At 67.3% G+C, this 25,934-nt stretch carries 22 protein-coding genes and 1 pseudogene; 7 read left to right on the forward strand and 16 right to left on the reverse strand.

Translation table 11 applies throughout. The features are described 5' to 3' along the window. Positions 1-5 precede the first annotated feature (5 nt). From astD to hisQ, 9 genes and pseudogenes are all read right to left on the reverse strand, one after another. Entirely contained in the window at positions 6-1,469 is a 1,464-nt protein-coding gene (gene astD / locus HWX14_RS05465) for a succinylglutamate-semialdehyde dehydrogenase (RefSeq protein WP_175881862.1), read from the reverse strand. Between the two features lie 7 nt (positions 1,470-1,476). Then, positions 1,477-2,508: an arginine N-succinyltransferase gene (gene astA / locus HWX14_RS05470; RefSeq protein ID WP_175881863.1), complete on the reverse strand. Its 1,032-nt coding sequence runs from the start codon at positions 2,506-2,508 to the stop codon at positions 1,477-1,479. Continuing rightward, on the reverse strand, positions 2,505-3,572 hold the full coding sequence (gene aruF / locus HWX14_RS05475; protein ID WP_175881864.1) for an arginine/ornithine succinyltransferase subunit alpha: 1,068 nt from the start codon (positions 3,570-3,572) through the stop codon (positions 2,505-2,507). The genes astA and aruF overlap by 4 nt, the downstream gene beginning before the upstream one ends. A 30-nt stretch (positions 3,573-3,602) precedes the next feature. Further along, complete coding sequence (locus HWX14_RS05480) at positions 3,603-4,835, reverse strand: aspartate aminotransferase family protein (protein WP_175881865.1); 1,233 nt, start codon at positions 4,833-4,835, stop codon at positions 3,603-3,605. A gap of 821 nt (positions 4,836-5,656) precedes the next feature. Next, positions 5,657-5,728 (reverse strand): annotated as a pseudogene (locus tag HWX14_RS36865) (ion transporter); the annotation flags it as partial. A gap of 78 nt (positions 5,729-5,806) precedes the next feature. After that, positions 5,807-6,847: a GlxA family transcriptional regulator gene (locus HWX14_RS05485; protein WP_175881866.1), complete on the reverse strand. Its 1,041-nt coding sequence runs from the start codon at positions 6,845-6,847 to the stop codon at positions 5,807-5,809. A 21-nt stretch (positions 6,848-6,868) separates the two neighbouring features. Next, a complete protein-coding gene (locus tag HWX14_RS05490) occupies positions 6,869-7,669 on the reverse strand; it encodes an ATP-binding cassette domain-containing protein (RefSeq protein ID WP_006476442.1) in 801 nt (266 codons plus the stop codon). A gap of 20 nt (positions 7,670-7,689) precedes the next feature. Beyond that, positions 7,690-8,403 carry an ABC transporter permease gene (locus tag HWX14_RS05495; RefSeq protein WP_006476443.1) on the reverse strand — a complete coding sequence of 238 codons (714 nt, stop codon included), beginning with the start codon at positions 8,401-8,403 and terminating at the stop codon, positions 7,690-7,692. Then, on the reverse strand, positions 8,400-9,089 hold the full coding sequence (gene hisQ / locus HWX14_RS05500) for a histidine ABC transporter permease HisQ (protein WP_012328180.1): 690 nt from the start codon (positions 9,087-9,089) through the stop codon (positions 8,400-8,402). Before hisQ ends, HWX14_RS05495 begins: the two co-directional genes overlap by 4 nt. Before the next feature lie 398 nt (positions 9,090-9,487). Here hisQ and HWX14_RS05505 point away from each other — a divergent pair, with 398 nt between their 5' ends. Next, on the forward strand, positions 9,488-9,784 hold the full coding sequence (locus HWX14_RS05505) for a BrnT family toxin (protein WP_175881867.1): 297 nt from the start codon (positions 9,488-9,490) through the stop codon (positions 9,782-9,784). Further along, the gene (locus HWX14_RS05510; RefSeq protein ID WP_175881868.1) at positions 9,768-10,064 is read left to right on the forward strand and encodes a BrnA antitoxin family protein; all 297 of its coding nucleotides are present in this window, start codon (positions 9,768-9,770) and stop codon (positions 10,062-10,064) included. The genes HWX14_RS05505 and HWX14_RS05510 overlap by 17 nt, the downstream gene beginning before the upstream one ends. 3 nt (positions 10,065-10,067) lie before the next feature. Here HWX14_RS05510 and HWX14_RS05515 read toward each other — a convergent pair whose 3' ends face one another. The 5 genes from HWX14_RS05515 to hpnI all read right to left on the reverse strand — a co-directional run bounded on the left by HWX14_RS05515 (position 10,068) and on the right by hpnI (position 15,397). After that, on the reverse strand, positions 10,068-10,622 hold the full coding sequence (locus HWX14_RS05515) for a hypothetical protein (RefSeq protein WP_175881869.1): 555 nt from the start codon (positions 10,620-10,622) through the stop codon (positions 10,068-10,070). An 88-nt stretch (positions 10,623-10,710) separates the two neighbouring features. Then, on the reverse strand, positions 10,711-11,760 hold the full coding sequence (locus HWX14_RS05520) for a lysylphosphatidylglycerol synthase domain-containing protein (RefSeq protein ID WP_175881870.1): 1,050 nt from the start codon (positions 11,758-11,760) through the stop codon (positions 10,711-10,713). Further along, complete coding sequence (hpnK, locus tag HWX14_RS05525) at positions 11,757-12,641, reverse strand: hopanoid biosynthesis-associated protein HpnK (protein ID WP_175881871.1); 885 nt, start codon at positions 12,639-12,641, stop codon at positions 11,757-11,759. The genes HWX14_RS05520 and hpnK overlap by 4 nt, the downstream gene beginning before the upstream one ends. Before the next feature lie 3 nt (positions 12,642-12,644). Further along, positions 12,645-14,066: a hopanoid biosynthesis associated radical SAM protein HpnJ gene (gene hpnJ / locus HWX14_RS05530; RefSeq protein ID WP_175881872.1), complete on the reverse strand. Its 1,422-nt coding sequence runs from the start codon at positions 14,064-14,066 to the stop codon at positions 12,645-12,647. Positions 14,067-14,221: 155 nt separating this feature from the next. Then, on the reverse strand, positions 14,222-15,397 hold the full coding sequence (hpnI, locus tag HWX14_RS05535) for a bacteriohopanetetrol glucosamine biosynthesis glycosyltransferase HpnI (protein WP_175881873.1): 1,176 nt from the start codon (positions 15,395-15,397) through the stop codon (positions 14,222-14,224). A 638-nt stretch (positions 15,398-16,035) separates the two neighbouring features. Between hpnI and HWX14_RS05540 the strand changes: the two genes are divergently transcribed. Beyond that, positions 16,036-17,034 (forward strand): LLM class flavin-dependent oxidoreductase, encoded by a 999-nt coding sequence (locus HWX14_RS05540; RefSeq protein ID WP_175881874.1) that lies wholly within the window; start codon positions 16,036-16,038, stop codon positions 17,032-17,034. A gap of 36 nt (positions 17,035-17,070) precedes the next feature. On the opposite strand, the gene HWX14_RS05545 is transcribed toward HWX14_RS05540, so the two are convergent. Beyond that, on the reverse strand, positions 17,071-18,132 hold the full coding sequence (locus HWX14_RS05545) for an alpha/beta hydrolase (RefSeq protein WP_175881875.1): 1,062 nt from the start codon (positions 18,130-18,132) through the stop codon (positions 17,071-17,073). Positions 18,133-18,315: 183 nt separating this feature from the next. On the opposite strand from HWX14_RS05545, the gene pdxY reads away from it, so the two are divergent. The 3 genes from pdxY (at position 18,316) to HWX14_RS05560 (ending at position 23,245) form a co-directional block, all read left to right on the forward strand. Then, a complete protein-coding gene (gene pdxY / locus HWX14_RS05550; RefSeq protein ID WP_175881876.1) occupies positions 18,316-19,176 on the forward strand; it encodes a pyridoxal kinase PdxY in 861 nt (286 codons plus the stop codon). Positions 19,177-19,582: 406 nt separating this feature from the next. Continuing rightward, entirely contained in the window at positions 19,583-21,727 is a 2,145-nt protein-coding gene (locus HWX14_RS05555; RefSeq protein ID WP_175881877.1) for a phospholipase C, phosphocholine-specific, read from the forward strand. Positions 21,728-22,096: 369 nt separating this feature from the next. Beyond that, positions 22,097-23,245 (forward strand): branched-chain amino acid ABC transporter substrate-binding protein, encoded by a 1,149-nt coding sequence (locus HWX14_RS05560; protein WP_175881878.1) that lies wholly within the window; start codon positions 22,097-22,099, stop codon positions 23,243-23,245. 136 nt (positions 23,246-23,381) lie between these two features. Here the strand turns inward: HWX14_RS05560 and HWX14_RS05565 are convergent, their stop codons facing one another. Next, positions 23,382-24,131 (reverse strand): FadR/GntR family transcriptional regulator, encoded by a 750-nt coding sequence (locus HWX14_RS05565; protein ID WP_126360463.1) that lies wholly within the window; start codon positions 24,129-24,131, stop codon positions 23,382-23,384. 355 nt (positions 24,132-24,486) lie between these two features. Between HWX14_RS05565 and gudD the strand changes: the two genes are divergently transcribed. Further along, a complete protein-coding gene (gudD, locus tag HWX14_RS05570; RefSeq protein WP_124629908.1) occupies positions 24,487-25,839 on the forward strand; it encodes a glucarate dehydratase in 1,353 nt (450 codons plus the stop codon). Positions 25,840-25,934 lie beyond the last annotated feature (95 nt).

A 25,934-nucleotide genomic window follows, 5' to 3' on the forward strand; every position in this document is an offset into this window, starting at 1 on the left:
CTCGATCAGAAATGCAGGCCCGGCGACAGGCTCGCGGGCAAGGTCAGTTGCGTGCTTTCCACCGACGCCATCGGGTACGCGCAATAGTCGGCCGCGTAGTACGCGCTCGGCCGATGGTTGCCCGAGCGGCCCGTGCCGCCGAACGGCGCGGCGGACGATGCGCCGTTGGTCGGCCGGTTCCAGTTGACGATCCCGGCGCGGATCGTGCGGCGGAAGTGCGTCCATGCGTTCTCGTCATCGGCGAGCAGCCCGGCGGACAGGCCGAACGCCGTGTCGTTCGCGCGCTCGATCGCTTCGTCGAACGTCGCGTAGCGGACGATCTGCGCGAGCGGGCCGAAATGCTCTTCGTCGGGCAGGTTCGCGACGCCCGTCACGTCGACGATCGCCGCGTTCACGAAGCCGAGGCGCGGATCGCGCTGCGTCATCGCGATGATCGGCTTCGCGCCCTGCTCGACCAGGCGCGACTGCGCATCGACCAGCTTCGCCGCCGCGCGCGCCGAGATCACCGCGCCCATGAACGGCTGCGGGTCGGCGTCGAACACGTCGGCCGTGATCTTCGACGTGACGTCGACGAAGCGCGCGAGGAAGCGGTCGCCGAACGCGCCCTGCGGCACGAAGATGCGGCGTGCGCACGTGCAGCGCTGGCCGGCCGACAGGAACGCCGACTGGATCGTGTGATGCACGGCCGCGTCGATGTCCTCGACTTCGCCGATCACGAGCGGGTTGTTGCCGCCCATCTCGAGCGCGAGCACGATTTCCGGACGGCCGCCGAACTGCCTGTGCAGCAGCGTGCCGGTATCCGAGCTGCCGGTGAAGAACAGCCCGTCGATCTGGCGGTGATTCGCGAGCGCGATGCCCGTGTCCTTCTCGCCCTGCACGAGGTTCAGCACGCCGGCCGGCAGCCCGGCTTCGCGCCACACCTCGACCGTTGCGCGCGCAACGCCCGGCGCAAGCTCCGACGGCTTGAACACCACCGTGTTGCCGGCGATCAGCGCCGGCACGATATGGCCGTTCGGCAAGTGGCCGGGGAAGTTGTACGGGCCGAACACGGCGACGACACCATGCGGGCGGTGGCGCAGCACCGCGACGCCGTCGGCCATGTCCTGGCGCTTCTCGCCGGTGCGTTCCTGGTACGCCTGGATCGAGATGCCGACCTTCGCGGCCATCGCGGCGACTTCGGTGCGCGCTTCCCACAGCGGCTTGCCCGTCTCGCGGCCGATCGCGGTCGCGATCGCTTCCTTGCGCTCGGTGAGCAGCGACGCGAAGCGCTTGGCGATCTCGCAGCGCGCTTCGAAGTCGAGCGCCGACCAGCCGGCGAATGCGCGGCGCGCGCTCGCAACCGCGCGGTCGACGTCCGCCGCCGACGCGCTGCCGCCCTGCCACGCGATTTCGTCGGTGCCCGGGTTGCGCGAAGCGAAGACGGGGCCCGAGCCTGCGACCCAGGCGCCGTCGATGAAGAGTTCCGTCATGATTCGTTTATCCCTGTTTGACTTTGAGCGGCAGCACGCGGACCGGATCGCCGGCCTTCACGTCGAGCGCGGCGGCATCGTCGGCCGACAGCACGAACGAACCGTTCGCGACCACGCCCGGCGCGACGCCGACGCGGAAATCGCCGAGCGACGTGTTCGACACGAGCGACCTGGGTGCGTTATCCGTTGCATCCGGCACGCCGATCGCAACCGGCACGACGACGCTCTCGCGCACCGTGCGCAAGTCGTTCACGTGGCATTCGAGCACCGGGCCCGCGTCGAAGATGTCGACGTGATTCTGGTAACGCAGCCCTTCCGCCTCGAGCATCTTGCGCGCCGGCAGCGTGTCGCGGTGCGTGAGGCCGACTGCGTCCTGCGCGTCCTGCGGCAGCAGGTCGACGTACACCGGATAGCGCGGCATCAGTTCCGCGAGGAACGACTTGCGGCCGTGCGAGCTGAGGTAATCGGCCGCGTTGAAATCGATCTGGTAGAAGTGCGAACCGACCGCGCGCCAGAACGGCGACGTGCCGTCCTCGTCGAAGTGGCCGCGCAGTTCCGCGCAGATGCGTTCCGGGAAGCGGTCGCGGAATTGCGCGATGAACATGAAGCGCGAGCGCGACAGCAGGCCGCCGACGCCGCCCGTGCGATAGCGCGGGCTCAGGAACAGCGAGCACACTTCCGCGTAGCCCGTCAGGTCGTGCGAGATGTTCAGCGCGGACATCCGCGTCCACACGCCGAGCTCCTGGCTCGCGTGCACGACCGTGCTCACGCGATAGTTGTAGAACGGCTGCTCGAGGCCGACCTGCGTCTCGATTCCGCACACGCCCGCGATGTCGCCCGTCTTCGACTCTTCCATCACGAAGAAGTAGCCGGCTTCGCCCGGCGCCGCGTTGCCTTCGAGCGTGCGGCGCGAGCGTTCGATGCGCGCGGCGAGCGCGTCGCGGTCGGGCTTGAACGTGGTCAGGCCCGGCCCGGTTTCCTGCGCGAGCGACACGAGCGCGTCGACGTCGCCCGTTTGTACGACCCGAACGACGATCATGCTGCGTCTCCCTTCAAATCTTCATCGTCGCGGCGATGCAGCGGCACGCAGCGCACGACATCGCCTTCCTTCACATCGAGCGCCGCGCGCACGTCGCCGGCGAGCGGCGCCTCGGTGCTCCGCGCATCGGCCGTATCGCCCGGCAGGTCGACCAGCACGCAGCGGAACGATTCGCCACTGCCCGTCGACACCATGTACGCGACGTCGCCCTGCTGATGCGCGGCCTCGCGTACGACGCGCTCCGCGCCGTGCTTCACGCACGCGGTACGGTCGACCTGCGCGGTCAGCACCGGGCCCGCGTCGAAGATGTCGACGAAGCGGTCAGGCTCGAAGCCTTCCTCGAGATGGATGTCGTACGCGAGCAATGCCGTTTCGTTCGGCTCGCCGAGCACGCGCTGAGCGGCTTCCGGCAACAGCGGCACGTACAGCGGATAGGCCGGCATCACTTCCGCGATGAACGTGCGGCTGCGGCCGCCCGACGCGATGTCGACGTCGGTGAAGTCGCGGCCGAAGAACTTGCGGCCCACCGCTTCCCAGAACGGCGACGCGCCGTTGCCGTCGCTCACGCCGAGCAGCAGCGTGAACACTTCCGGCGTGAAGCGGCGGCGGTTCGCGGCGATGTACATCATCCGGGCGCGCGAGATCAGGTGTGCGGCCGCGTCGCCGCGCAGCGACGGATCGACGTAGAAGCCCGCGAGCCGGCTCTTGCCGGTCAGCTCGTGCGACATCGTGAGCGCGTGGATCTTGCGGTTCACGTGCAGCTCGCGCGACGCGTGGATCAGCGCGTCGTTGCGGAACGCGTAGAACGGTTCCGAGTAGCCGGCCGCGGCCACGATGCTCGCCGTGCCGAGCAGCTTGCCGGTCGACGAATCCTCGAGCACGAAGAGGTAGAACTCCTCGCCGGCGAAGTCGACGTCCGCGCGAAACGAATCCTCGGAGAGCGCCACACGCGCTTCGAGCGCCGCGCGGTCGTGCGGCAGCGAGTGCAGGACCGGCTGCGCGGTGCGCGCCATGTGCGCGAGCGCATCGAGATCCGTGAGTTTGCCGGGTCGAACAAATAGCATCGTCGTTCCTGTCTGCGATGGGCGCGCCGATCAGCGCGCGGTGGCTTCCTGGGCCGCGAGCACCTGCTCGACTGCTTTCTCGAAGCGCTTCACGCCTTCGTCGAGCAGGTCGAACGGGATCACCAGCGACGGGACGAAGCGCAGCACGTTCGGGCCGGCGATCAGCATGATCAGCCCGTTCTCGGCGGCGGCCGTGACGAAGTCCTTCGCGCGGCCGTCGAATGCGGCGGTGAGTTCGGCGCCGACCAGCAGACCCTTGCCGCGGATGTCCTTGAAGATGCCGAAGCGCGCGTTGATGCGTTCGAGCGCGCCCTTCAGGCGCACGCTGCGTTCGCGCACGCCTTCGAGCAGCGCCGGGTCGCCGATCAGTTCGACGACCTTGTCCGCGATCGCCGATGCGAGCGGGTTGCCGCCGTACGTCGTGCCGTGCACGCCGACCTTGAAGTGGGCGGCCAGTTCGTTCGTCGTCAGCATCGCGCCGATCGGGAAGCCGTTGCCGAGCGCCTTTGCGGTGGTGAGGATGTCCGGCGTGACGCCCGTGTCCATGTAGGCGTAGAACTGGCCGGTGCGGCCCACGCCCGTTTGCACTTCATCGAAAATCAGCAGTGCGTCGTTGGCGTCGCACGCTTCGCGCAGCGCCTTCAGGAAGGCCGGATCGGCCGGGATCACGCCACCTTCGCCTTGCACCGGCTCGACGATCACGGCGCAGGTTTTCGGGCCGATCGCGGCCTTCGCGGCTTCGATGTCGTTGTACGGCAGGTGCTTGATGCCTTCCGGCACGGGGCCGAAGCCTTCCGAGTACTTCGGCTGGCCGCCGACGCTGACCGTGAAGAACGTGCGGCCGTGGAACGACTGGACGAACGACACGATTTCGAATTTGTCCGCGCCGTGGCGGTCGAACGCGACGCGGCGCGCGAGCTTCAGTGCGGCTTCGTTCGCTTCCGCGCCCGAGTTCGCGAAGAAGGCGCGATCGGCGAAGGTCAGCGATTCGAGGCGCTTCGCGAGGCGCAGCACCGGCTCGTTCGTGTAGCCGTTGCCGATGTGCCAGAGCTTGCGGCCTTGTTCGTCGAGGACTTTCAGCAGTTCGGGGTGGCCGTGGCCGAGCGACGTTACCGCGATGCCGCAGGCGAAATCGATGTACTCGCGGCCGGCCGTGTCCCACACGCGGGAGCCCTCTGCGCGATCCGGCACGAACGGGGCGGGAGAGAATACCGGCACCATCACTTCGTCGAATGTCTGGCGGGTCACGGTCGAGGTCGTCATGGTCGTTCCTTTCGGTTTCGTAAGAGGGTTCAACAGGATCAAGTTTAGGGAAGGGTGACGCAAGCGTCTTGCGGAATTGCGACGGGTTCTGTCGGAAGGTTTGGGTTTTGACGGTGGTTTTTGGGGGTCTGGCTTGGGGGTTTGCCTGCCTGCCGTGTCGTGAAGCACCTGTAATCGTGTCGGTATATTAGCGTCGCCCCTCCGCGGGGCAGCGGTCACTTTTCTTTGTCTTGCCAAAGAAAAGTAACCAAAAGAAAGGCGCGCAGATATCGCATGACTTCCCGGTGCCATCGCCAACAGAGTGGATCGCACAAAAGTGTCCGCGCCAGTCACGAGCCCGGAGTGGTTCGAGCAATGGTTCTGACACCACTGCCTACACAACAGAGCGGTATACCGCCCCCTAGCTCCGTCCTCGCTTCGCTCGGCCGACAGGTCCATCCCAACCAATACCGATACCACCCCTCAACGTACTTTCGATAAACGGGGAATTCGCTTCTCTGTCCGCGAGAAAAATGGGGGACGCAAACACATCGTCTCGCGAAGACACCAATGATCAAACGATCTGCTCACACAAATGTGGAGAGCAGAAAGAGTGCCTGGCAGTCGACGGCTGATGCAGGAAGCACGAATGCAACCGCCCGCCCTGAAGTACCTTGCAGCCGAGCGTAGCGAGGATGGAGCTAGCGGACGGTATACCACTCCGTGGGGTAGCGAGAGATGTCAGAACCATTGCTCGAACCACTCCGGGTTCCTGACTGGCGCGGACACTTAGATGGTGGCCACTCTGCTGGCTATGGCACCGGTAAGTCATGCGTTATCTGAGCGCCTTTCTTTTGGTTACTTTTCTTTGGCAAGACAAAGAAAAGTGACCGCTGCCCCGCGGAGGGGCGACGCTAATATACCGACACGATCACAGGTGCTTCACGCCAACCGCGGGCGGACCACCAAACAAAGCAAGTCAAAACCCAACCTCAATCCTTCCCGCGCTCGACGAGCGCTCCCCCGCGAGGTTCGCTGCTGCCGCCGGTCTGCTTCTCGAGCCACGCTCTTCGATCCTCCCGAGGCGTAACACCAAACCGCTCGCGATAAGCGTTAGAGAAATGCGCAGCAGAAGAGAACCCACAAGCGAGAGAAACCTGAACGACAGACTTACTGGTCCGCTGCAACTGCGTCCGAGCCTTGAGCAACCGAAGATTGAGGTAATACTTGGAGGGCATCGCCCCGAGATACTGTCGAAAGAGCCGTTCCAATTGCCTCCGAGAAACGCCGACGAGCCCGGCGATCTCATCGGTGGTCAAAGGATCCTCGACATTGGCTTCCATCAAAAGCAGCGCGTCATTAAGCCGAGGATGCCGCTCCCCCGGAGCAGTCACAAAGGGAATCCTCTGCCGCTCCTCGCCGCTGCGCAGCGCGCCGACCCCGAGCGCATCGGCAATCCGCTCCGCAAGATCCGCCCCATGTTCCCGGCCGATCATGGCCAACATGAAATCGACGGTCGCCTGCCCACCGGCACAGGTCGCCCGATCGCGATCGATCTCGAAGATCTGCTGCGTGACGATCGACCGCTCGAACTGTTCGGCGAACTGCTGATACGTCTCCCAGTTCACGCTCACGCGATACCCGGAAAGCTGCCCCGCCATCGCCAGCCACCACACGCCGTGATGAATCCCGGTCACAACGGGCGTACGCTGCCCGACCCGCGCGAGACTCGCGAGAAACAACCGATAGTCGGCAAACTGCTGAAACCGCTCCGATACGACGATCACCCAGTCGCACGCGATCGCATCGTTGAACGCCGCATCGGCATGCCAGTGCGCACCGCCCGCGAGCGGCACCGGCCGCCCATCCCACGAACACACCTGCCAGCGGTACAACAGCCGCCCGTCGATCTCGTTCGCGAGATTCAGCGCATCGACGATCGGACCCACGCCCGACATCGACACGGGCGGCAATGCAACGATCGCCACCTGCGTCGTGCGGGTGGCGCCTGCGGGACGAGACACCGGTACCACGTTGAAGCCTGCCCTGTCGCGTTACTTGAGGCTGCCCGACAGGAACTGCTTGAGCCGCTCGCTCTGCGGACGCACCAGCACTTCCTTCGGATCGCCCTCTTCCTCGGTCCGCCCCTGATGCAGGAACATCACGTGGTTCGACACGTTGCGCGCGAAACCCATCTCGTGCGTGACGACGATCATCGTGCGCCCTTCCTCCGCCAGCTTCTGCATCACCTTCAGCACTTCGCCCACCAGTTCCGGGTCGAGCGCGGACGTCGGCTCGTCGAACAGCATCACGTCCGGATGCATCGCCAGCGCCCGCGCAATCGCGACACGCTGCTGCTGGCCCCCCGACAAATGGGACGGATACTGCTTCTCGACGCGCGGCGGCAAACCGACCTTCTCCAGGTACTCGCGCGCACGATCCTCGGCTTCCTTCTTCGAAATGCCGAGCACGTGCACGGGCGCTTCCATCACGTTCTCGAGCACGTTCATGTGCGCCCACAGGTTGAAGTGCTGGAACACCATCGCGAGCTTCGTGCGGATGCGCTGCAACTGCTTGTGATCGGCGACTTCGAGCGCACCGGCGCGGTCGGTCTTCGTGCGCACGGCCTCGCCGTCGACGACGATCTGCCCCGCATTCGGCCGCTCGAGGAAATTGATGCAGCGCAGGAACGTGCTCTTGCCCGAGCCGCTCGCGCCGATGATGCTGATGACGTCGCCGGCCTTCGCGTTCAGCGACACGCCCTTGAGCACCTCGTTGTCGCCGTAGCGCTTGTGGATGTCGACCGCGGCAAGCTTGACGGAAGCGGACGCGCTCGTTTGAGTGATCTCGGCCAACTGGCTCTCCTCGAAGTAATTCAATGACGGGCGGCCGCGAGATACGCGAGCCAGTGGCGCTCCGCGCGGCGAAACGCCGCGACGAGTGCGAACGATACCGCAAGATAGATCAGCGCGGCGATCCCGAACGACTGGAACGCCATGTAGGTCGCGGAATTGGCGTCGCGCGCGACCTTCAGGATGTCCGGCACGGTCGCGGTGAACGCAACGGTCGTCGCGTGTAGCATCAGGATCACCTCGTTGCTGTACAGCGGCAGCGCGCGGCGCAGCGCCGACGGCAGGATCACGCGGCGATACATCGTGAACGGCGACATCCCGTACGCACGCGCCGCCTCGACCTCGCCGTGCGGGATCGCGCGGATCGCCCCGGCGAAGATCTCGGTGGTGTACGCGCAGGTGTTCAGCGCGAACGCGAGGATCGCGCAGTTGAAACCGCTGCGGAAGAACGCGTCGAGCAACGAGTGCGAACGCACGAACTCGAGGCTGTACATGCCCGTGTACATCAGCAGCAACTGCACGTAGAGCGGCGTGCCGCGGAACACGTACGTGTAGAACCGCACCGGCATCGACACCCACTTGTTCCGCGACACGCGCGCGACCGCGAGCGGCACCGCGCACACGAAGCCGAGCGAAATCGATGCGACGAGCAGCCACAGCGTCACCGCGAGGCCGGACAGGCGCTGGCCGTCCCAGAAAAGGAACGCCTTGCCGAATTCCTGGAGGATCTCGATCATAGTTCTGCGTGCCGCACGCCCATGGAATAACGCTTCTCGAGCTGGATCAGCACGAGGTTGGAGACGGTCGTGATCGCGAGATAGATCAGCGCCGCGACGAGGATGAAGAAGAACATGTTGAACGTGCTCTTGCCGGCGTCCTGCGCGGCCTTCACGACGTCCGCGAGACCGATGATCGACACCAGCGCGGTCGCCTTCACGAGCACCTGCCAGTTGTTGCCGATGCCCGGCAGCGCAAAGCGCATCATCTGCGGAAACATGATCCGCGCGAACACGCGCGCGCCGCTCATCCCGTAAGCCGAACCGGCTTCGAGCTGGCCGCGCGGCACCGACAGGAACGCGCCGCGGAACGTCTCGGTGAAGTACGCGCCGTAGATGAAGCCAAGCGTCAGCACGCCGGCCACGAACGGATCGATGTCGATCTGGTTCCAGCCGACGAGGTCGGTGAACTGGTTCAGCCAGATCTGGATGCTGTAGAACAGCAGCAGCATCAGCACGAGATCGGGCACCGAGCGGATCAGCGTCGTATAACCGGTCGCGATCGCTCGCAGCACCCGGTTGTGCGACAGCTTCGCCACCGCGCCGATCAGCCCCAGCGCCACCGCCGTGGCGAGCGACAGCACCGACAGCTCGATGGTCTGCACGGTGCCGGCCCAGAGGACGGGACCAAAGCCGTAAAGGAACACGCGCGTCTCCAGAGTTGAATGAATGCCGACGCGACTGCCTGTCCCGCGCCGGGGTGACGCGGATAGTCGCAAGCGAAATTGATTGCCTCAAATCACAGTGCGCGCGGTTGCTGCGTCGCAACAATTCGTCCCACCATTTCCGCGCACGGCCTACGCCGCTGTTTCAAAAGGAAAAAACCCGCTTCCTGACAGTCGGATGACACGTCGGGAAGCGGGTTTTTTGCAATTTTCCGGTCGCTTTTTCGATATAGCGCCGGACTGGCCGTCAGGCCGAATGGGCAGGTCCGGGCCTACGTCACACAATCGCTCGCTCATGCCCGCGACGCGATGCGCGCCGATTCGATGCGACCCGCGGCAGCTTCCGACTTTTTGCATCCACAAAAACTGCTTGCCACCTCATGTTTTCGCATCCACAATTAGTCGAAATTCCGTTCGTTTTCGACGATGCCAAGGATCTGTCGAACCGGCTGAAACACGGCATCTCGCTGCGAATGGCCGAATTCGCCGAGTGGGAAGCGGCGCGCGCGTGGCCGGAAGTCCGTCGCGACTATGGCGAGACACGCTGGGTCTGTCTGGTGCCGATCGGCGCGCGCCTTCACACGGCGATCGTCGTCCCGCGCGGCCGCGCGCTGCGTATCGTCAGCCTGCGAAAAGCCAACAACCGAGAGATGAGTCGATATGAAGAAGGCGGTTAAATTCATACGCAACACGCCCGAGGAAGAAGCGGCGATCGCGCGCGGCATCGCCGCCGATCCGGACGCCCATGAACTCAGCGACGAAGAAATCGATGCGATGGCGCCATTCGTCGAGGTCGTCGCGAAGAAATTCGGGCGCCCGAAGCTCGAGCACCCGAAGGAACAGGTCAGCATCCGCTACGACGCCGACATCCTCGCCGCGTTTCGGGCCGACGGCCCCGGCTGGCAGACGCGCATGAACGACGCGCTGCGCGACTGGCTGAAGAAGCGCCGCGCGTGAAGGTCACCGCCCTTTCAGGATGTCGGAGCGCGAAGTCGTGTAGACGAGCCCGTCCGGGCCGAAATGGACGTTGAAGAACGCGTCGGTGTTGACGCCGTCCTCGAGCCAGCGCCAGCTCCAGACCGTCTCGGGCTTCAGCGGATATTGCGCGATGTCGCCGGGCTTGCCGAGCAGGCGCCGCACCTCGTCCTCGTCCATCCCCGGGCGCACTTTCGCGAAATTCTCGGCGGTCAGCACCTGCGTCGCGCCCGTGTAGCGCCCGTTCGCATCGAGATCGACGAACCAGGTCTGGTTGCCCATCGGGCCGCGCGGATATTCGAGACGCTTCGAGCCATCGGTGAACGTGCGCTCGGTGTCGGGCTTGCCCATCGTGCCGCGCACGTCGGCCTCGGTCGATTCGCCGACCTTCAGCCCCTTCAGCAGCAGCGGCGCGGGCTTGATCGCGTTGAAGAAGTCCCTGATACGTTGCACGTCGAGATGGCCCTGGTCGTCGCAACCGGTCAGCGCCAGCGCGGCGGCCAGCATCGTCACGGGAAGCAGCCGGAAACGGAAAATCATCGGAAGAATGGCGCGTGGAGAAAACACGCGGCAAGGATACCCGCGCGGCGCCAAAAGCGCGAGACGAGCCGTGCAGCCCGTCTCGTGTTCAATGCGTCGTTTCGGTTTCGGTCCGGGCTTCGGACGCCCGGTTCGCCGGCGGCGCCGGGCGCGGCCCGGCCGGCGGCGCGCCCAGACGGCGGCGCGTGCGCACCAGCTCGGCAAGCTGCCACGAGCCGAGCGCGAGGCAGCCGAACAGCACCTCGCGGCCGCGCTTGACCACCGCGAGCGACAGCGCCGTCTCGCGGTCGACGCCGAACATCTGCGCGAGCAGCACGACGGTCGCCTCCTGCACGCCGAGCCCGCCCGGCACCATGAACGCCGCATGCCGCACCGCCTGCGTCATCGCCTCGATCGCGATCGCGCCGCCGATCGACACCGGGTGGCCGAGCAGCGCGAGCGCCCAGTAGATCTCGAGCGCGCCGAGCACGTAACCGGCCAGTTGCCAGAAGAACGCGCTGAACAGCAGGCCCGTGCGCGACATCAGCGAATCGATGTCGGCGTCGAGCCGGCGGCCGTCGACGCCCTGCAGCAGCCGGTGCGAATCGCCGAGCAGGCGGCCCGCGAAACGCTCGATCGCGTGGAAGATGCCGCCGCGCCGCATCAGCACGACGCCGAGCACCGGCAACGGCAGCGTCAGCAGCAGCGCGAGACCGATCGTGCCGCCGCCCATGTTGTCGGTCGTCGCGAGCAGCAGCACGAGGCCGAGCGCCGCGAACGCATACTGGACGACGATCGTCACGAGCACCTCGACGATCACCGACGCGGTCACACGGCTCGCGTCGGGCACCTGCCAGCGCGCGAGCCGGATGCCGACGATCTCGCCGCCGATCCCGACCACGGGCAGCAGCCGGTTCACGGCCTCGCGCACGGTCGCGATCCACCACAGGAACGGCAGCGACGCGCGCCGGTCGAGCAACTGATGCCATGCGTATGCATCGAGCAGCAGCGGCAGCGCGTGGAACGGCACGAGCCACAGCAGCGCGTAGCCGGCGCGCGCGAGCATCTGCGACACGTCGCCGACGCCTTCGTGCAGCCCCAGCGCGAGCAGGATGCCGATGCCGATCGGCCAGCCGAGCCACTTGATCCACTTGCTCATGACGGCTGCGCTCCCGGTGCGCGCGACGCGTGCGCGCCGCGCCGTGCCGCGGGCCCGCCGAACACGTCGGCAAAGCCGCCAGTCGCGACGCCCGCCGCCTTCAGCGCGGCCGCGACGCGCGGCGACAGCAGCGCATGCAGTTCGTCGACCGGACGGTAGCCGGCCATCGTCGGCGTGATCGGGCCGTCGCCGGCTTCGGCCGGATGGCAGTAGATCTCGCCGACGCCCGGCGGCAGCTTCGCGAGCGCATCGAGCAGCACGGCCTCGTCCATCGCGCCCGTGTGCGCGATGCCGACCACGTAGTCGTTGTGCGCGAGCCCCGCGCGGTCGAGCCGCGCGCGCACCAGCGCGATCCACGGCTTGAGCAGCGCCGGCGCGCTCGTTTCGTACGGCAGCCGCACCGCGCGCAGCCCGTAGTCGCGGCCGATCTCGACGATCATCGACAGCACGGTCGGATGCAGGTGGAAATGCTTGTGCGCGTTCACATGATCGAGCGGCAGGCCGCTCGCCGCGAACGCGTCGAACTGCGCGCGGATTTCGCGGCGCAACTGCGCGCGCACGTGCGGCAGGAAGAAGAAGCGACAGCCATCCTTCGCCATCGCGTCGCCGAAGCGCCCGTCGCGGCCGACGAGCGCGGGAATCTCATGCGCGGGCAGCGTGGCCGGGCCATCCGCGAGCACCAGATGCAGGCCGACCGCGAGCGACGGCAGCCGCCGCGCGCGTTCGATCGCATCCTGCGCGGCGGGTGCGCCGACCATCAGGCTGGCGGCGTTCAGCACGCCGTCGCGGTGCGCGCGCTCGACCGCCGCGTTGACGCGCGGGTGCAGCCCGAAGTCGTCCGCGGTGAAGATCAGCGCCCGCGCCGCCCGCTGCGTCGCCACGGATCAGGCCTCGTGCGCGCGCAGGAAGCGGAAGAACTCGACGCCTTCGCGCAGGCGACGCTTCATCATGTCCCAGCTCGTCAGCATCTCGCGCACGATTTCCCAGATCTTCGACGGACGGAAGTAGAACTGGCGATAGAACTGCTCGAGATGGTGATAGATCTCGTCGCGCGACAGGTGCGCATAGCCGATCGCTGCGAGCTGCACGCCTTCCTTGCTCACCAGGTTGATGGTCTTGTTCTCTTCCATCCAGCCGTTTTCGACGGCCTGCTTGTACAGCGTCGTGCCCGGATACGGCGCGGCGAGCGAGACCTGGATCGTGTGCGGGTTGATTTCCTTCGCGTACTCGATCGTCTTCTTGATCGTCTCCTGCGTCTCGCCCGGCAGGCCGAGGATGAAGGTGCCGTGGATCTTGATGCCGAGCTTCTTGCAGTCCGCGCTGAAGCGGCGCGCGAAATCGGTGCGCACGCCCTTCTTGATGTTCACGAGGATCTGGTCGTCGCCCGATTCGAAGCCGACCAGCAGCAGGCGCAGGCCGTTTTCCTTCATGATCTTCAGCGACTTGTACGGCACGTTGGCCTTCGCGTTGCACGACCACGTGATGCCGAGCTTGCCGAGCCCGACGGCGATGGCTTCGGCGCGCGGCAGGTCGTCGGTGAAGGTATCGTCGTCGAACATCAGTTCCTTCACTTCCGGCATGTTGTCGCGGATCCACTTCGCTTCCGCGAGCACGTTCTCGACCGAGCGCGTGCGGTAGCGATGGCCGCTGACCGTCTGCGGCCACAGGCAGAACGTGCAGCGCGACTTGCAGCCGCGGCCCGTGTAGATCGACACGTACGGATAGTTCAGGTAGCCGATGAAGTAGTTGTCGATCTTCAGGTCGCGCTTGTAGACGGGCGCGACGAACGGCAGTTCGTCCATGTTCTCGAGGATCGGCCGCGCTTCGTTGTGCTCGATCGAGCCGTCCTTCGCGCGCCAGCTCAGGCCCTTGATCTCGGGGAACGGCTTGCCTTCGGCGATTTCCTTGCAGGTGTAGTCGAATTCCTCGCGGCACACGAAGTCGATCGCCTCGCTCGCCGTGAGCGAGTTGTGCGGATCGACCATCACCTTCGCGCCCACCATGCCGACGAGCATCGACGGCTTCATCTTCTTCAGATCCTGCGCGAACATCGCGTCGGTCGGGAACGACGGCGTGCTCGTGTGGATGATCACGAGATCGTAGTCGTTGGCGATCTTCAGCGTCTCCTCGACCGACAGGCCGTCGGCCGGCGCGTCGACGACGCGGCTGCCCGGCACGAGCGCGGCCGGCTGCGCGAGCCAGGTCGGATACCAGAAGGAACGGATTTCGCGCTTCGCCTGATAGCGCGAGCCGGCTCCGCCGTCGAAGCCGTCATACGAAGGGGCCTGCAAGAACAGCGTTTTCATGAATGCTCCGGTAGCCTGCATAGTTCGTTTCGTCACAACGATTCAGTCAAAAAACCGCGGGCCGCCGTGCCGGCGCCCGCCTCTCTGTCATGTCGCGCCGCGCGGCTTCGCCGTGCGACGCGTCTCGGCCCGCGGGCCGGGTTCGATCGACGGCCCTAGCGGCCGTCCACTGCTTCCACGGCCGCCGGCGCGCGTTCGCCGCCGACGACCGTCATCCTGGCGCCGCGCCACACGACGTGCGTGCCGAACGCGGCCGCGAGCCACTCGAGCGCGAGCAGCGTGTCGCGCACCGCGACGAGCGGCAGGTCGCGCCAGAACGCGCGCCAGCCGTCCTCGCCGCGCGCATGCAGCACGAGCCGCCCGAACGCGCCGACCGCGGCCGCCCCGCCCGCCAGCGTGCCGGCGAAGGTGCCGTCGAGGCGCAACGCGAGCGCCGCGCCGATCGCGAGCCACGGCACGGTAAACGTAATGAACAGGAACGCGAAACCGGCCGGATTCAGCGAACGGATCGTGCGCAGCCAGCGCGTCTCGCGGTGCCACAACGGCCCGAACGACGGTTCGATCACGTCGGTCGCGACCTCGACCTCGGACAGCACGGTGCGCCGCCCGAGGCGGCGCGGCAGCTCGGCCAGCCAGAAATCGTCGGCCAGCTCGTCCTTCAGCGCGAAGAGGCCGCCGATCCGGTCGAGCGTGTCGCGCGTGAGCGCGAGCGTCGCGCCGAAGCCGAAGCGGCTCGAGCGGCCGAGGTGCGTGATCCGCACCGACGGCGCGAACCACGCGTCGACGAACTGCGCGCCGATCCGCGTCCAGAAGCCGCCGACGCTGCGCGCATGATACAGGCACGTGACGACCCCGACCGACGCGTCGGCGAGCGGCGCCGTCACGCGCTCCAGATAGTCGGGCTGCACCGCGATGTCGCTGTCCGCGATCACGATGCGGCCGTATTTCGCGCGCGCGGCGAGATTGATCAGGTTGCTGACCTTCAGGTTCTTGCCGTGCACGCGCGCGTCGATCACGAGCGTGATGTCGCATTCCGGATGATCGGCGCGCAGCCGCTCGACGACGGCGATCGCCGGATCGGCCGACGATGCGACGCCGAACAGCACCTCATGGCGCGGGTGGCGCTGCACGCAGAAGGTCGCGAGGTTTTCGTACAGGTGCGGCTCCGCGCCGCACAGCGGCTTGAGCACGCTGACCGGCTCGAAGCCGTCGCGCGCGGCCGTGCGCGGCGTGCGCGGCCGCGGCGCGAAGGCCGCGACGAGCGCATAGCCGGCCGCGGCCAGCGTGAATGCGATCAGGAGCCAGTCGAGCAGCGTGGCGGTGGGCGTCATGCGCGACGTCTCCCGGCGACCTGGGCGCCATGGCCAACGCTTGAGCGTGATTGAGCGTGATGCGGTTTTCCGACAACGACGAACGCGGGCACGACCCGACTCCTTGTTCCAGCAGCGTCTGTAATGGGGGAGGCACGACCCGTCGTTCGGGTTCGGCCATGCCCGGCTTCGCGTGGCGTATCCCCGCGCAGCGCCCGGACGGCATGCGGGAAGACTCGAATGGCTCCATCGGCACAAGATGGGCAGGCGCCGGATTTTAGCAGTCCGCGGCCCCCCGCGCTCGGCGCTTCGAGAAACGGACTAGTGCAATTCCGGCAAAGCTGAGCGGTCGACGGACCCGATCGGCCCGGCCACGTTCACGTTAGCGTAAGTACTTTGCAGGCGTATTGCAGTCTTTAAAATCAAACGTTTCGTGCAAATTTGTACGTCGATGCGGTTTCACTTCCAATCGCCGTAAAGTTTCGTAATTAATCAGCGATTAGCTTGATTTTCGCAACGATCGTCGTAAGCAACCCTGCACCCCTGTAAGGCGCATGGGTATCCGCGCGCCGCCAGCACGTTCCGGAACCCTTTGGCAAAATTCGTGACGTTTGTTGCGTCAGCGCATCACCACGCCACCCCGTTCCGAAGGCCTTCCGATGACACCGTTTTCCGTACTCGATCTCGCCCCCATTCCGGCCGGCGCCGACGCCTCCCAGGCGTTCCGCAACACCGTCGATCTCGCGCAGCACGCGGAGCGCTGGGGCTACCGGCGTTACTGGCTGGCCGAGCATCACAACATGCCGGGGATCGCGAGTGCGGCCACCGCCGTCGTGATCGGCCACGTCGCGGGCGCCACGCAGACGATCCGGGTCGGCTCGGGCGGCATCATGCTGCCGAACCATGCGCCGCTCGTGATTGCCGAGCAGTTCGGCACGCTCGCGTCGCTGTATCCGGGGCGCATCGACTTGGGCCTCGGCCGCGCGCCCGGCACCGACCAGACCACGTCGCGCGCGCTGCGCCGCGACCTGATCGGCAGTGCCGATTCGTTTCCGGACGACGTCGCGGAGCTGCAGCGCTACTTCGCGGAGCCGGTACCGGGCCAGCGCGTGCGGGCGGTGCCCGGCGCCGGGCTCGACGTCCCGGTGTGGCTGCTCGGTTCGAGCCTGTTCAGCGCGCAGCTCGCGGCGATGCTGGGGCTGCCGTTCGCGTTCGCGTCGCACTTCGCGCCGGATTACCTGATGCGCGCGCTCGAGATCTATCGCGCGCAGTACCGGCCGTCGGCCGCGTGGCCGAAGCCGCATGCGATGGTCGGCGTCAACGTGTTCGCGGCCGAGACCGACGACGAGGCGCGGCGCCTGTTCACGTCGCTGCAGCAGCAGTTCATCAACCTGCGGCGCGGCACGCCGGGCAAGCTGCCGCCGCCCGTCGACGTGCTCGAGGCGAACGAGCTCGAACTGGCGACCGTCGCGCATTCGCTGTCGTTCGCGGCGGTCGGCTCGCGCGACACGGTGCGCGACAAGCTGCGCGACCGGATCGCGCAGACGGGCGCCGACGAGCTGATCATCACCGCGCAGATCTACGATCATGCGGCGCGGCTGCGCTCGTTCGAGCTGACCGCGCAGATTCGCGACGAGCTCGCGAACGAGGCAAGCTGACGGCACGACCGCGCGCGGCCGGCCGCCTGCCCAGCCTCACTGCGGGCGCACGGCCTCCAGTCCGTCGAGCAGCGCCTTGTGGAACGCGTCCGGGTCCTGGATCTGCGGCGCGTGTCCGAGCGCCGGGAATTCGACGAGCTGCGCGCCGGGAATCGCGGCCTGCGTGCGCTTCGCGAGCTCCGGATAGCGGCCGAGCTTCGCGTGCACGTCGGGCGGCGCGACGTCCTTGCCGATCGCGGTCGTGTCCTTGTCGCCGATCATCAGCAGCGTCGGCACGCGGATCGCGCCGAATTCGTAGACCACCGGCTGCGTGAGGATCATGTCGTAGATCAGCGCGGAGTTCCACGCGACCGCATCGCGGCCTGCGCCGCGATACATCCCGGCGAGCATCTGCACCCAGCGCTCGTACGACGGCGCCCACTTGCCCGCGTAGTAGGTCGCCTGCTCGTAGCGGCGGATGCCGTCGGCGTTGGTCTTCAGTTCGCGCGCATACCAGTAGTCGACCGACAGCGGCGGCACGCCGAGCGCCTTCCAGTCCTCGAGGCCGATCGGGTTCACGAGCACGAGCTGGTCGGTCGCCTTCGGATACATCAGCGCGTAGCGGACCGCGAGCATCCCGCCCGTCGAGTGGCCGATAATCGTCGCCGATTTCACGCCGACCGATTCGAGCAGCGCGTGCGTGTTGCGCGCGAGTTGCTGGAAGCTGTACTGGTAGCGCTCGGGCTTCGACGACTTGCAGAAGCCGATCTGGTCCGGCGCGATCACGCGATAGCCGGCGCGGCTCAGCACGCCGATCGTGTCCTCCCAGGTCGCCGCGCAGAAGTTCTTGCCGTGCAGCAGCACGACGGTGCGGCCGTTCGGGTGCGCGGGCTGCACGTCGAGGTACGCCATCTCGAGGGTTTCGCGCTGCGACACGAACGCATATTCGTGCACGGGCGCCGGATACGCGAACCCTTCGAGGCGCGGGCCGTACGCGGGCCCGTCGTTGGCCGCGGGCGTCGCGGCGGTGGCCGCAACCGGCATCGCGCACGCGGCGGCGATACCCGCGCCCAGTACGGCGGCACGTGCGACAGACAACATCTTGCAAATCGAAAGCATGGCGATCACGGTGATTGGAGACGCGCGCGGGCAGCCGGGCCGCAACGGGGCTGCATCGCGCCCCGCGATTCTACGCGCTCGCGTGACGACGGCGCGCAACACCCGGAGCCGCGCGACTTCCGCGCGGTTGACGAACTCGGGTATCGTGTGACGTGACCCTGAAACGCGTGCAGGCGAATTCCCATGAAAAACGTCCTCAGCATTCAGTCGCACGTCATCTACGGCCATGCCGGCAACAGTGCGGCCGTGTTCCCGATGCAGCGTCTCGGCATCAACGTCTGGCCGCTCAACACCGTCCAGTTGTCGAATCACATGCAGTACGGCCACTGGGCCGGCAGCGCGATCGATGCCGCGAAGATGGAACAGCTCATCGACGGCATCGCCGCCATCGGCGCGCTCAAGCGTTGCGACGCGGTGCTGTCCGGCTTCCTCGGCTCGCCGCCGCAGGCGCGCGCGGCGGTCGACATCGTGCGCTCGGTGAAAGCGATGAATCCGAACGCGTGGTATTTCTGCGATCCGGCGATGGGCCAGACGGGCGGCGTCCGGCCCGAGCCCGGCGTCGAGGAATTCATCGTCCAGGAGATGCCCGCGCTCGCGGACGGCATGTCGCCGAACCACACCGAACTGCAGAAGCTCGCCGGGCGGCGCATCGAGACCGTCGCGGAAGCCGTCGACGCGTGCCGCGCGCTGATCCGCCGCGGCCCGAAGATCATCCTCGTCAAGCACCTGCACGACCGCAACAGCCCGGCCGACCGCTTCAACATGCTCGCCGTCACCGAAACCGAGGCGTGGATCGGCCAGCGGCCGCTGTATGCGTTTCCGCGCCATCCGGTCGGCGTCGGCGACCTGACCAGCGCGATCTTCGTCGCGTGCCGGCTGCGCGGCGACTCGGTGCGCGCCGCGTTCGAGCACACGCTCGCGGCCGTGCACGCGGTCGTGAAGGCCACCTACGATGCGCGCCGCTACGAGCTCGAGCTCGTCGCCGCGCAGGACGAGATCGCGCGGCCGAGCGAATGGTTCGGCGCGTGGGTGACCGACGCCTGACGCGTGCGCATCGCCATCCTCGCCGCGGCTGCCCGTTGCCGCCACTCTGCTGCCCCGCGCTGTCCCGCAATTCCTTCGTTGCCTCCCGCTTTTCTCGCGCTGCCCCCCGCCGTTCCCGCTATTCCCGCTATTCCCGCCGTTCCCGCTGCCCCCGCCGTTCCCCGCTCCACCGTGCCTCCCGCCCCCCGCCTCACCCATCACCGCTTCCCCCCGGTCCGGGCGACGGCGCACCGCCCGCCGCAACCCGGCCCACGCGTGCAAACGTTTCCGGACTTCACATGAATGACACCGATTCCTCGCTATGCTCGCGGCGGCACGCACCGGCGCAGCCGCATCCTGCGACCCGGTGCGCGCCGTTCCCGCAGGTCCCGCCAATCGGCTCCCTCTTTACCCCACGATAACGACCATGACCCGATCGAACCGTCGTGACTTCCTGCGCGTCGCCGCCGGCACCGCCGGCGCCGCCGCGCTGAACCTGTTTCCGCCCGTGATCCGCGATGCGCTCGCGATTCCCGCGAACCGCCGTACCGGCACGATCCGCGACATCGAACACATCGTGATCCTGATGCAGGAGAACCGCTCGTTCGACCACTACTTCGGCACGATGCGCGGTGTCCGAGGCTTCGGCGACCCGCGCCCGCTGCGCCTCGCGAACGGCAAGTCGGTGTTTCACCAGCCGGTCGGCCCGGCCGAACTGCTGCCGTTCCACCCGGGCGCCGACAAGCTCGGGCTGCAGTTCCTGCAGGACCTGCCGCACGGCTGGCAGGACATGCACGCCGCCTGGAACAAGGGCCGCTACGACCAGTGGGTGCCGAACAAGGGCACCACGACGATGGCGTACCTGAAGCGCGACGACATCCCGTTCCACTACCAGCTCGCCGACGCGTTCACGATCTGCGACGCGTACCACTGCGCGATCCCCAGCTCGACCGACCCGAACCGCTACTACATGTGGACCGGCTACGTCGGCAACGACGGCACGGGCGGCGGCCCGGTGCTCGGCAACGAGGAAAAAGGCTACGCCTGGACGACCTATCCGGAAGTGCTCGAACAGGCCGGCGTGTCGTGGAAGATCTACCAGGACGTCGGCACGGGGCTCGACGCGAACGGCTCGTGGGGCTGGACGCAAAACCCGTACATCGGCAACTACGGCGACAACTCGCTGCTCTACTTCAACCAGTACCGCACCGCGCTGCCCGGCACGCCGCTGTACGACAAGGCGCGCACCGGCACCAACATCAGCGCCGGCGGCACGCTGTTCGACGTGCTGCAGCAGGACGTGAAGAACGGCACGCTGCCGCAGGTATCGTGGATCTGCGCGCCGGAAGCGTATTCCGAGCACCCGAACTGGCCCGCGAACTACGGCGCGTGGTACATCGAGCAGGTGCTGAAGGTGCTCGTGTCGAATCCGGACGTATGGAGCAAGACCGCGCTCTTCATCACGTATGACGAAAACGACGGCTTCTTCGATCATGTGCCGCCGCCGTTCGCGCCGCAGTCGCGCGAGAACGGGCTGTCGACGGTCGCGACGACCAACGAGGTGTTCGCCGGCGACGCATCGCACATGGCCGGCCCGTACGGGCTCGGGCCGCGCGTGCCGATGCTCGTCGTGTCGCCGTGGAGCAAGGGCGGCTGGGTCTGCTCGCAGACCTTCGATCACACGTCGCTGCTGCAGTTCATCGAGGCGCGCTTCGGCGCGCAGTATCCGGTCACGGCCGCCAACGTGTCGCCGTGGCGGCGCGCGGTGTGCGGCGACCTGACGTCGGCGTTCGAGTTCGCGACCGCGGACGCCGCGTGGCCGACGCTCCCCGACACGAGCGGCTACGCGCCGCCCGACCGCGTGCGCCATCCCGACTACATCCCGGTGCCGCCGGTGCTGCAGAAGCTGCCGAAACAGGAAGCCGGGCTGCGTCCGGCGCGCGCGCTGCCGTACGAGCTGTTCGTGCACGGCCGCGTCGAAGCCGCGAACGGCCAGTTCCGGCTGACCTTCGCGAACACGGGCCGGGCGGGCGCCGCGTTCCAGGTCCAGTCGCGCAACCGCGTCGACGGCCCGTGGGCGTACACGGTCGAAGCCGGCAAGCGCGTCGCCGATACGTGGAGCGCCGCCGCGTCGCTCGGCCTGTACGACCTCGACGTGTACGGCCCGAACGGCTTCTACTGCCATTTCCGCGGCCCGTTCGCGACCGGCGTCGGCAGTGCGAACGTGAACCCCGAGGTGATCTACGGCTACGACGTCGCGAACGGCAACATCACGCTGCGCCTGATGAACCGCGGCCACAAGGCCGTGCGGCTCAAGGTCACGAACGCGTACGGCCACGGTCACGCGCGCACGTTCGACCTCGCGCCGGGCGCGCACGTCGACGATTACTGGGACTTGCGCGGCAGCCACGGCTGGTATGACCTGACCGTCAGCGACGGCCGCCTGCTCGGCTTCCTGCGCCGCTTCGCGGGCCACGTCGAAACGGGCCGCCCGAGCACCAGCGACCCGCTGATCCGCACGACCGCGTCACACGACGACGCCGAAGCCGCGTCGGACGCCCTGTCCGACTGACGTCGCCCCACGCGCGGCGCGGCCCCGGCGGGCCGCGCCGCGTTTTTGCCCGCACCGCTCCCCTTTCTCTGCGCCCGTTCCGTTCGCGACGGGAAACTCCCGATACCGGCCGCCCGCGCTCGCGCGGAAGCTATGCGCAAATCCGCATCGAATGCGCGACAAATTTCCAAGACCCGCGCATATCGGCGACCTATATATCGAAGCAATCGGGGCTCTTCGCGGAGCCTGACGGGAGATGTTTCCGAGGATCACGATGCCGACCTCCCCGCCCGATTCCGAGAAGCGGTCGAACCGCCCGCCCGTCGCACGCGCCCGGCCCGCCCAGGCGCGCGCGCTACCCACTCGCCGGTGTCGAACAAGAGGAACAACATGAAATTCCGTCATTCCCTGCTGTCGGTGTCCATTGCATCCGCGCTTGCCCTCCTCTCGCAACAGGCCGCCCAGGCCGCCGACGCAACCGACGTGAAGGTCGGCTTCGCCGCGCCGCTCACGGGCGTGAACGCCGGCTACGGCAAGGATCTGCAAAACGGCGTCCAGCTCGCGCTCGACGACGCGGCCGCGCAGAAGGTGCAGATCGCCGGCAAGCCCGCCCACTTCAATCTCGTCGTGCAGGACGACCAGGCCGACCCGCGCATCGGCGTGCAGGCCGCGCAGGCGCTGGTCGACCAGAACGTGTCGGTCGTGGTCGGCCACTTCAACTCGGGGACGACGATCCCGGCGTCGGTGGTCTACGACAAGGCCGGCATTCCGGTGATCGACCCGGCCGCGACCAACTCGACGCTCACGTCGCGCGGGCTCGCGAACATGTTCATGGTGATCGCGACCGACGGCCAGAACGCCGGCAACGCGGGCAAGTACGCGGTCGACGTGACGAAGGCGAAGCGCATCGCGATCATCGACGACCGCACCGCGTTCGGCCAGGGCGAGGCCGACGAATTCGAGAAGGCCGTGAAGGCCGCGGGCGGCACGATCATCGGGCGCGAGTTCACCAACAACCAGGCGGTCGACTTCCGCGCGCAGATCACGAGCCTGAAGGGCAAGAACCCGGACCTGATCTTCTTCGGCGGCCTCGATTCGCTCGCCGCGAACTTCATCAAGCAGATGCGTCAGCTCGGGCTGAATGCGCAGTTCGTCGGCGGCGGCGGCGTGAAGGACAACGAGTTCATCAAGATCGCGGGCCCGGCCGCCGAAGGCGCGATGGCGTGGGAATACGGCCAGCCGCTCGACGAGTTGCCGCAGGGGAAGGATTTCGAGGCGCGCTTCAAGAAGCGCTTCGGCGTCGACGTGCTGTCGTATGCGCAGTTCGGCTATGACGCGGCGTGGGCGGCGATCAAGGCGATGCAGGCGGCCGGTTCGACCGACCCGAAGGCCTATCGCCCGGCGCTCAAGAAAATCGACTTCCAGGGCGTGACCGGCCGCATCTCGTTCGCGAACGACGGCTCGCTGAAGAGCGGGATGTCGACGCTGTACCAGGTGAAGAACGGCGCGTGGAAGACGATCGTGACGAAGGGAGGCTGATCGGCGGTGCAGACGGCCAGCGGCGGGAACGCCGCCTGGCCGCGGAAATCGACGCGCTTACGTCGATCTCGTATGACGACTGATGTTGAAGCGATTCGAGGGGGCCCGCCGCCGCGCGGGCGCCGCGACGCGGCGGTCAGCTGGCCTCGGCCTCGGCCGCCTCGTGCGCGCGGCGCAGCCGTTCGCGGCTGTTCGTGAGGTGCGTGCGCATCGCGGCGCGGGCCGCTTCCGGGTCGTGGCGCGCGATCGCCTCGTAGATGTCCTCGTGCTCGTGATTCAGCCGGCCGACGTAGCGCTCGAGGTCGTCGCCGGCAAAGCGCGCCGAATTCACGCGCGTGCGCGGGATGATCGACGTGCCGAGCTGCGTCATGATGTCGACGAAATAGCGGTTGCCGGTGGATTGCGCGATCTGCAGGTGGAACTGGAAGTCGAGCTGCGCGGTGTCGCGGCCGCCGCCCGCGCCCGTCGCGATCGCGTCGAGCGCGCGCCGCAGCGCGGCGAGGTCGGTGTCGTTCGCGCGCTGCGCGGCCAGGCTCGCGCACTCGCTTTCGAGGCTGATGCGCAGCTCCAGCACCGCGAGCACGTCGCGCAGCGTCGTGATCGTCGCGGGATCGATGCCGAGCGTCTGACGGCGCGACGGCTCCAGCACGAAGCTGCCGATGCCATGGCGCGTCTCGACGAGGCCGCTCGCCTGCATCCGCGAGATCGCCTCGCGCACGACCGTGCGGCTCACGCCCTGCGCCGCCATGACTTCGGTTTCGGTCGGCAGCTTGTCGCCGGGACGCAGCGTGCCGTTTTCGATCTGCGCGGTCAGCGCGTCGACGACATCTTGTGCGAGGCTGCGTGCGCGACGGCGCGGCGCTGCGGGAAGCGTAGGCACGGACATGTGGCCGGTTCCTTTTTGAATGATCGTAATGTGAGCCGAGGGTTTACGCGGGGTTTGAGCGAAAGCCGACGATTCATTATACTGCGTCACAAGTCATCCGACGACTGATGATCGGCGCACGGATCTCCTGTGACTCAGTCGGCTGTTCAGCACCGCCCGGTCCCGTGCGTGACGATCGACCCGCGTTCGCGTTCTGCGCTCCGCCGGCCCGGTTGTCGCTTTCACCCCATTCGGGTTGCGTCGACATGCGGGGCTTGCGCGCCGCGCACGTCGGTTGTCGAATGATCGCACCTCCCGCCGCGCGCGGCAAAGCTTTTGCCGCACGGCATCGCCCACTCTTTCGCCATCGCCGCCCATGAACGCCGTCACTGCCTCGCCCTCCCACGACACGCCGCGCATCGTCGACCTGCAAGCGATTCCGGTCGCCGGCCACGACAGCATGCTGCTCAACCTGAGCGGCGCGCACGGCCCGTTCTTCACCCGCAACCTCGTGATCCTGAAGGACAGCGCGGGCCGCACGGGCGTCGGCGAAGTGCCCGGCGGCGAAAGCATCCGCCGCACGCTCGACGACGCGCGCGCGCTCGTCGTCGGCCAGCCGGTCGGCAACTATCATGCGGTGCTCAACGACGTGCGGCGCACCTTCGCCGACCGCGACGCGAGCGGCCGCGGGCTGCAGACCTTCGACCTGCGCACGACGATCCACGCGGTCACCGCGCTCGAAGCCGCGCTGCTCGACCTGCTCGGCCAGCACCTCGGCGTGCCGGTCGCCGCGCTGCTCGGCGAAGGCCAGCAGCGCGAGCGCGTCGAGATGCTCGGCTACCTGTTCTACGTCGGCGATCGCACGAAGACCGCGCTCCCCTATCGCGACGGCCGCGGCGCGACCGACGACTGGACCCGCGTGCGCGACGAAGCCGCGCTGACGCCCGAAGCCGTCGTGCGGCTCGCCGAAGCCGCGCATGCGCGCTACGGCTTCAACGACTTCAAGCTGAAGGGCGGCGTGTTCGACGGGGCCAGCGAGATCGAAGCCGTGACGGCGCTCGCCGAGCGCTTCCCCGACGCGCGCGTGACGCTCGATCCGAACGGCGCATGGTCGCTCGACGAAGCCGTGCGGCTGTGCCGCGATCAGCATCACGTGCTCGCGTATGCGGAAGATCCGTGCGGCGCGGAGAACGGTTATTCGGGCCGCGAGGTGATGGCCGAATTCCGCCGCGCGACGGGGCTGCCGACGGCGACCAACATGATCGCGACCGACTGGCGGCAGATGGGCCACGCCGTGCAGTTGCACGCCGTCGACATCCCGCTCGCCGATCCGCACTTCTGGACGATGCAGGGATCGGTGCGGGTCGCGCAGATGTGCCGCGACTGGGGCCTCACGTGGGGTTCGCATTCGAACAACCACTTCGACGTGTCGCTCGCGATGTTCACGCACGTCGCGGCCGCGGCGCCCGGTCAGGTCACCGCGATCGACACGCACTGGATCTGGCAGGACGGCGAACGGCTGACGCGCGAGCCGCTGAAGATCGAGAACGGGCTGGTGGAAGTGCCGAAGCGGCCGGGGCTCGGTATCGACATCGACATGGATGCGGTCGCGCTCGCGCACGAGTTGTACAAGCAGCACGGCCTCGGCGCGCGCGACGACGCGGCGGCGATGCAGTATCTGATTCCGGGCTGGACGTTCAACAACAAGCGCCCGTGCCTCGTGCGCTGAGGTCGGGACGAACCGGGCGGCGGGTCCGCCCGGCCGGAAGGGAATGATGCGGTTCGCCCGTGTCTCGGCGATCGCCTGCCGGGAAAGACCGGCGC

The sequence above is a fragment of the Burkholderia sp. BCC0044 genome (assembly GCF_902832955.1).
Classification (GTDB): Bacteria; Pseudomonadota; Gammaproteobacteria; order Burkholderiales; family Burkholderiaceae; genus Burkholderia.

Coding starts and splice junctions, on each gene's coding strand:
- astD (WP_175881862.1), bottom strand. CDS start 1,469: ATGACGGAACTCTTCATCGACGGCGCCTGGGTCGCAGGCTCGGGCCCC.
- astA (WP_175881863.1), bottom strand. CDS start 2,508: ATGATCGTCGTTCGGGTCGTACAAACGGGCGACGTCGACGCGCTCGTG.
- aruF (WP_175881864.1), bottom strand. CDS start 3,572: ATGCTATTTGTTCGACCCGGCAAACTCACGGATCTCGATGCGCTCGCG.
- HWX14_RS05480 (WP_175881865.1), bottom strand. CDS start 4,835: ATGACGACCTCGACCGTGACCCGCCAGACATTCGACGAAGTGATGGTG.
- HWX14_RS05495 (WP_006476443.1), bottom strand. CDS start 8,403: ATGATCGAGATCCTCCAGGAATTCGGCAAGGCGTTCCTTTTCTGGGAC.
- HWX14_RS05505 (WP_175881867.1), top strand. CDS start 9,488: ATGTTTTCGCATCCACAATTAGTCGAAATTCCGTTCGTTTTCGACGAT.
- HWX14_RS05510 (WP_175881868.1), top strand. CDS start 9,768: ATGAAGAAGGCGGTTAAATTCATACGCAACACGCCCGAGGAAGAAGCG.
- HWX14_RS05515 (WP_175881869.1), bottom strand. CDS start 10,622: ATGATTTTCCGTTTCCGGCTGCTTCCCGTGACGATGCTGGCCGCCGCG.
- HWX14_RS05520 (WP_175881870.1), bottom strand. CDS start 11,760: ATGAGCAAGTGGATCAAGTGGCTCGGCTGGCCGATCGGCATCGGCATC.
- hpnJ (WP_175881872.1), bottom strand. CDS start 14,066: ATGAAAACGCTGTTCTTGCAGGCCCCTTCGTATGACGGCTTCGACGGC.
- hpnI (WP_175881873.1), bottom strand. CDS start 15,397: ATGACGCCCACCGCCACGCTGCTCGACTGGCTCCTGATCGCATTCACG.
- HWX14_RS05540 (WP_175881874.1), top strand. CDS start 16,036: ATGACACCGTTTTCCGTACTCGATCTCGCCCCCATTCCGGCCGGCGCC.
- HWX14_RS05545 (WP_175881875.1), bottom strand. CDS start 18,132: ATGCTTTCGATTTGCAAGATGTTGTCTGTCGCACGTGCCGCCGTACTG.
- pdxY (WP_175881876.1), top strand. CDS start 18,316: ATGAAAAACGTCCTCAGCATTCAGTCGCACGTCATCTACGGCCATGCC.
- HWX14_RS05555 (WP_175881877.1), top strand. CDS start 19,583: ATGACCCGATCGAACCGTCGTGACTTCCTGCGCGTCGCCGCCGGCACC.
- HWX14_RS05560 (WP_175881878.1), top strand. CDS start 22,097: ATGAAATTCCGTCATTCCCTGCTGTCGGTGTCCATTGCATCCGCGCTT.
- HWX14_RS05565 (WP_126360463.1), bottom strand. CDS start 24,131: ATGTCCGTGCCTACGCTTCCCGCAGCGCCGCGCCGTCGCGCACGCAGC.
- gudD (WP_124629908.1), top strand. CDS start 24,487: ATGAACGCCGTCACTGCCTCGCCCTCCCACGACACGCCGCGCATCGTC.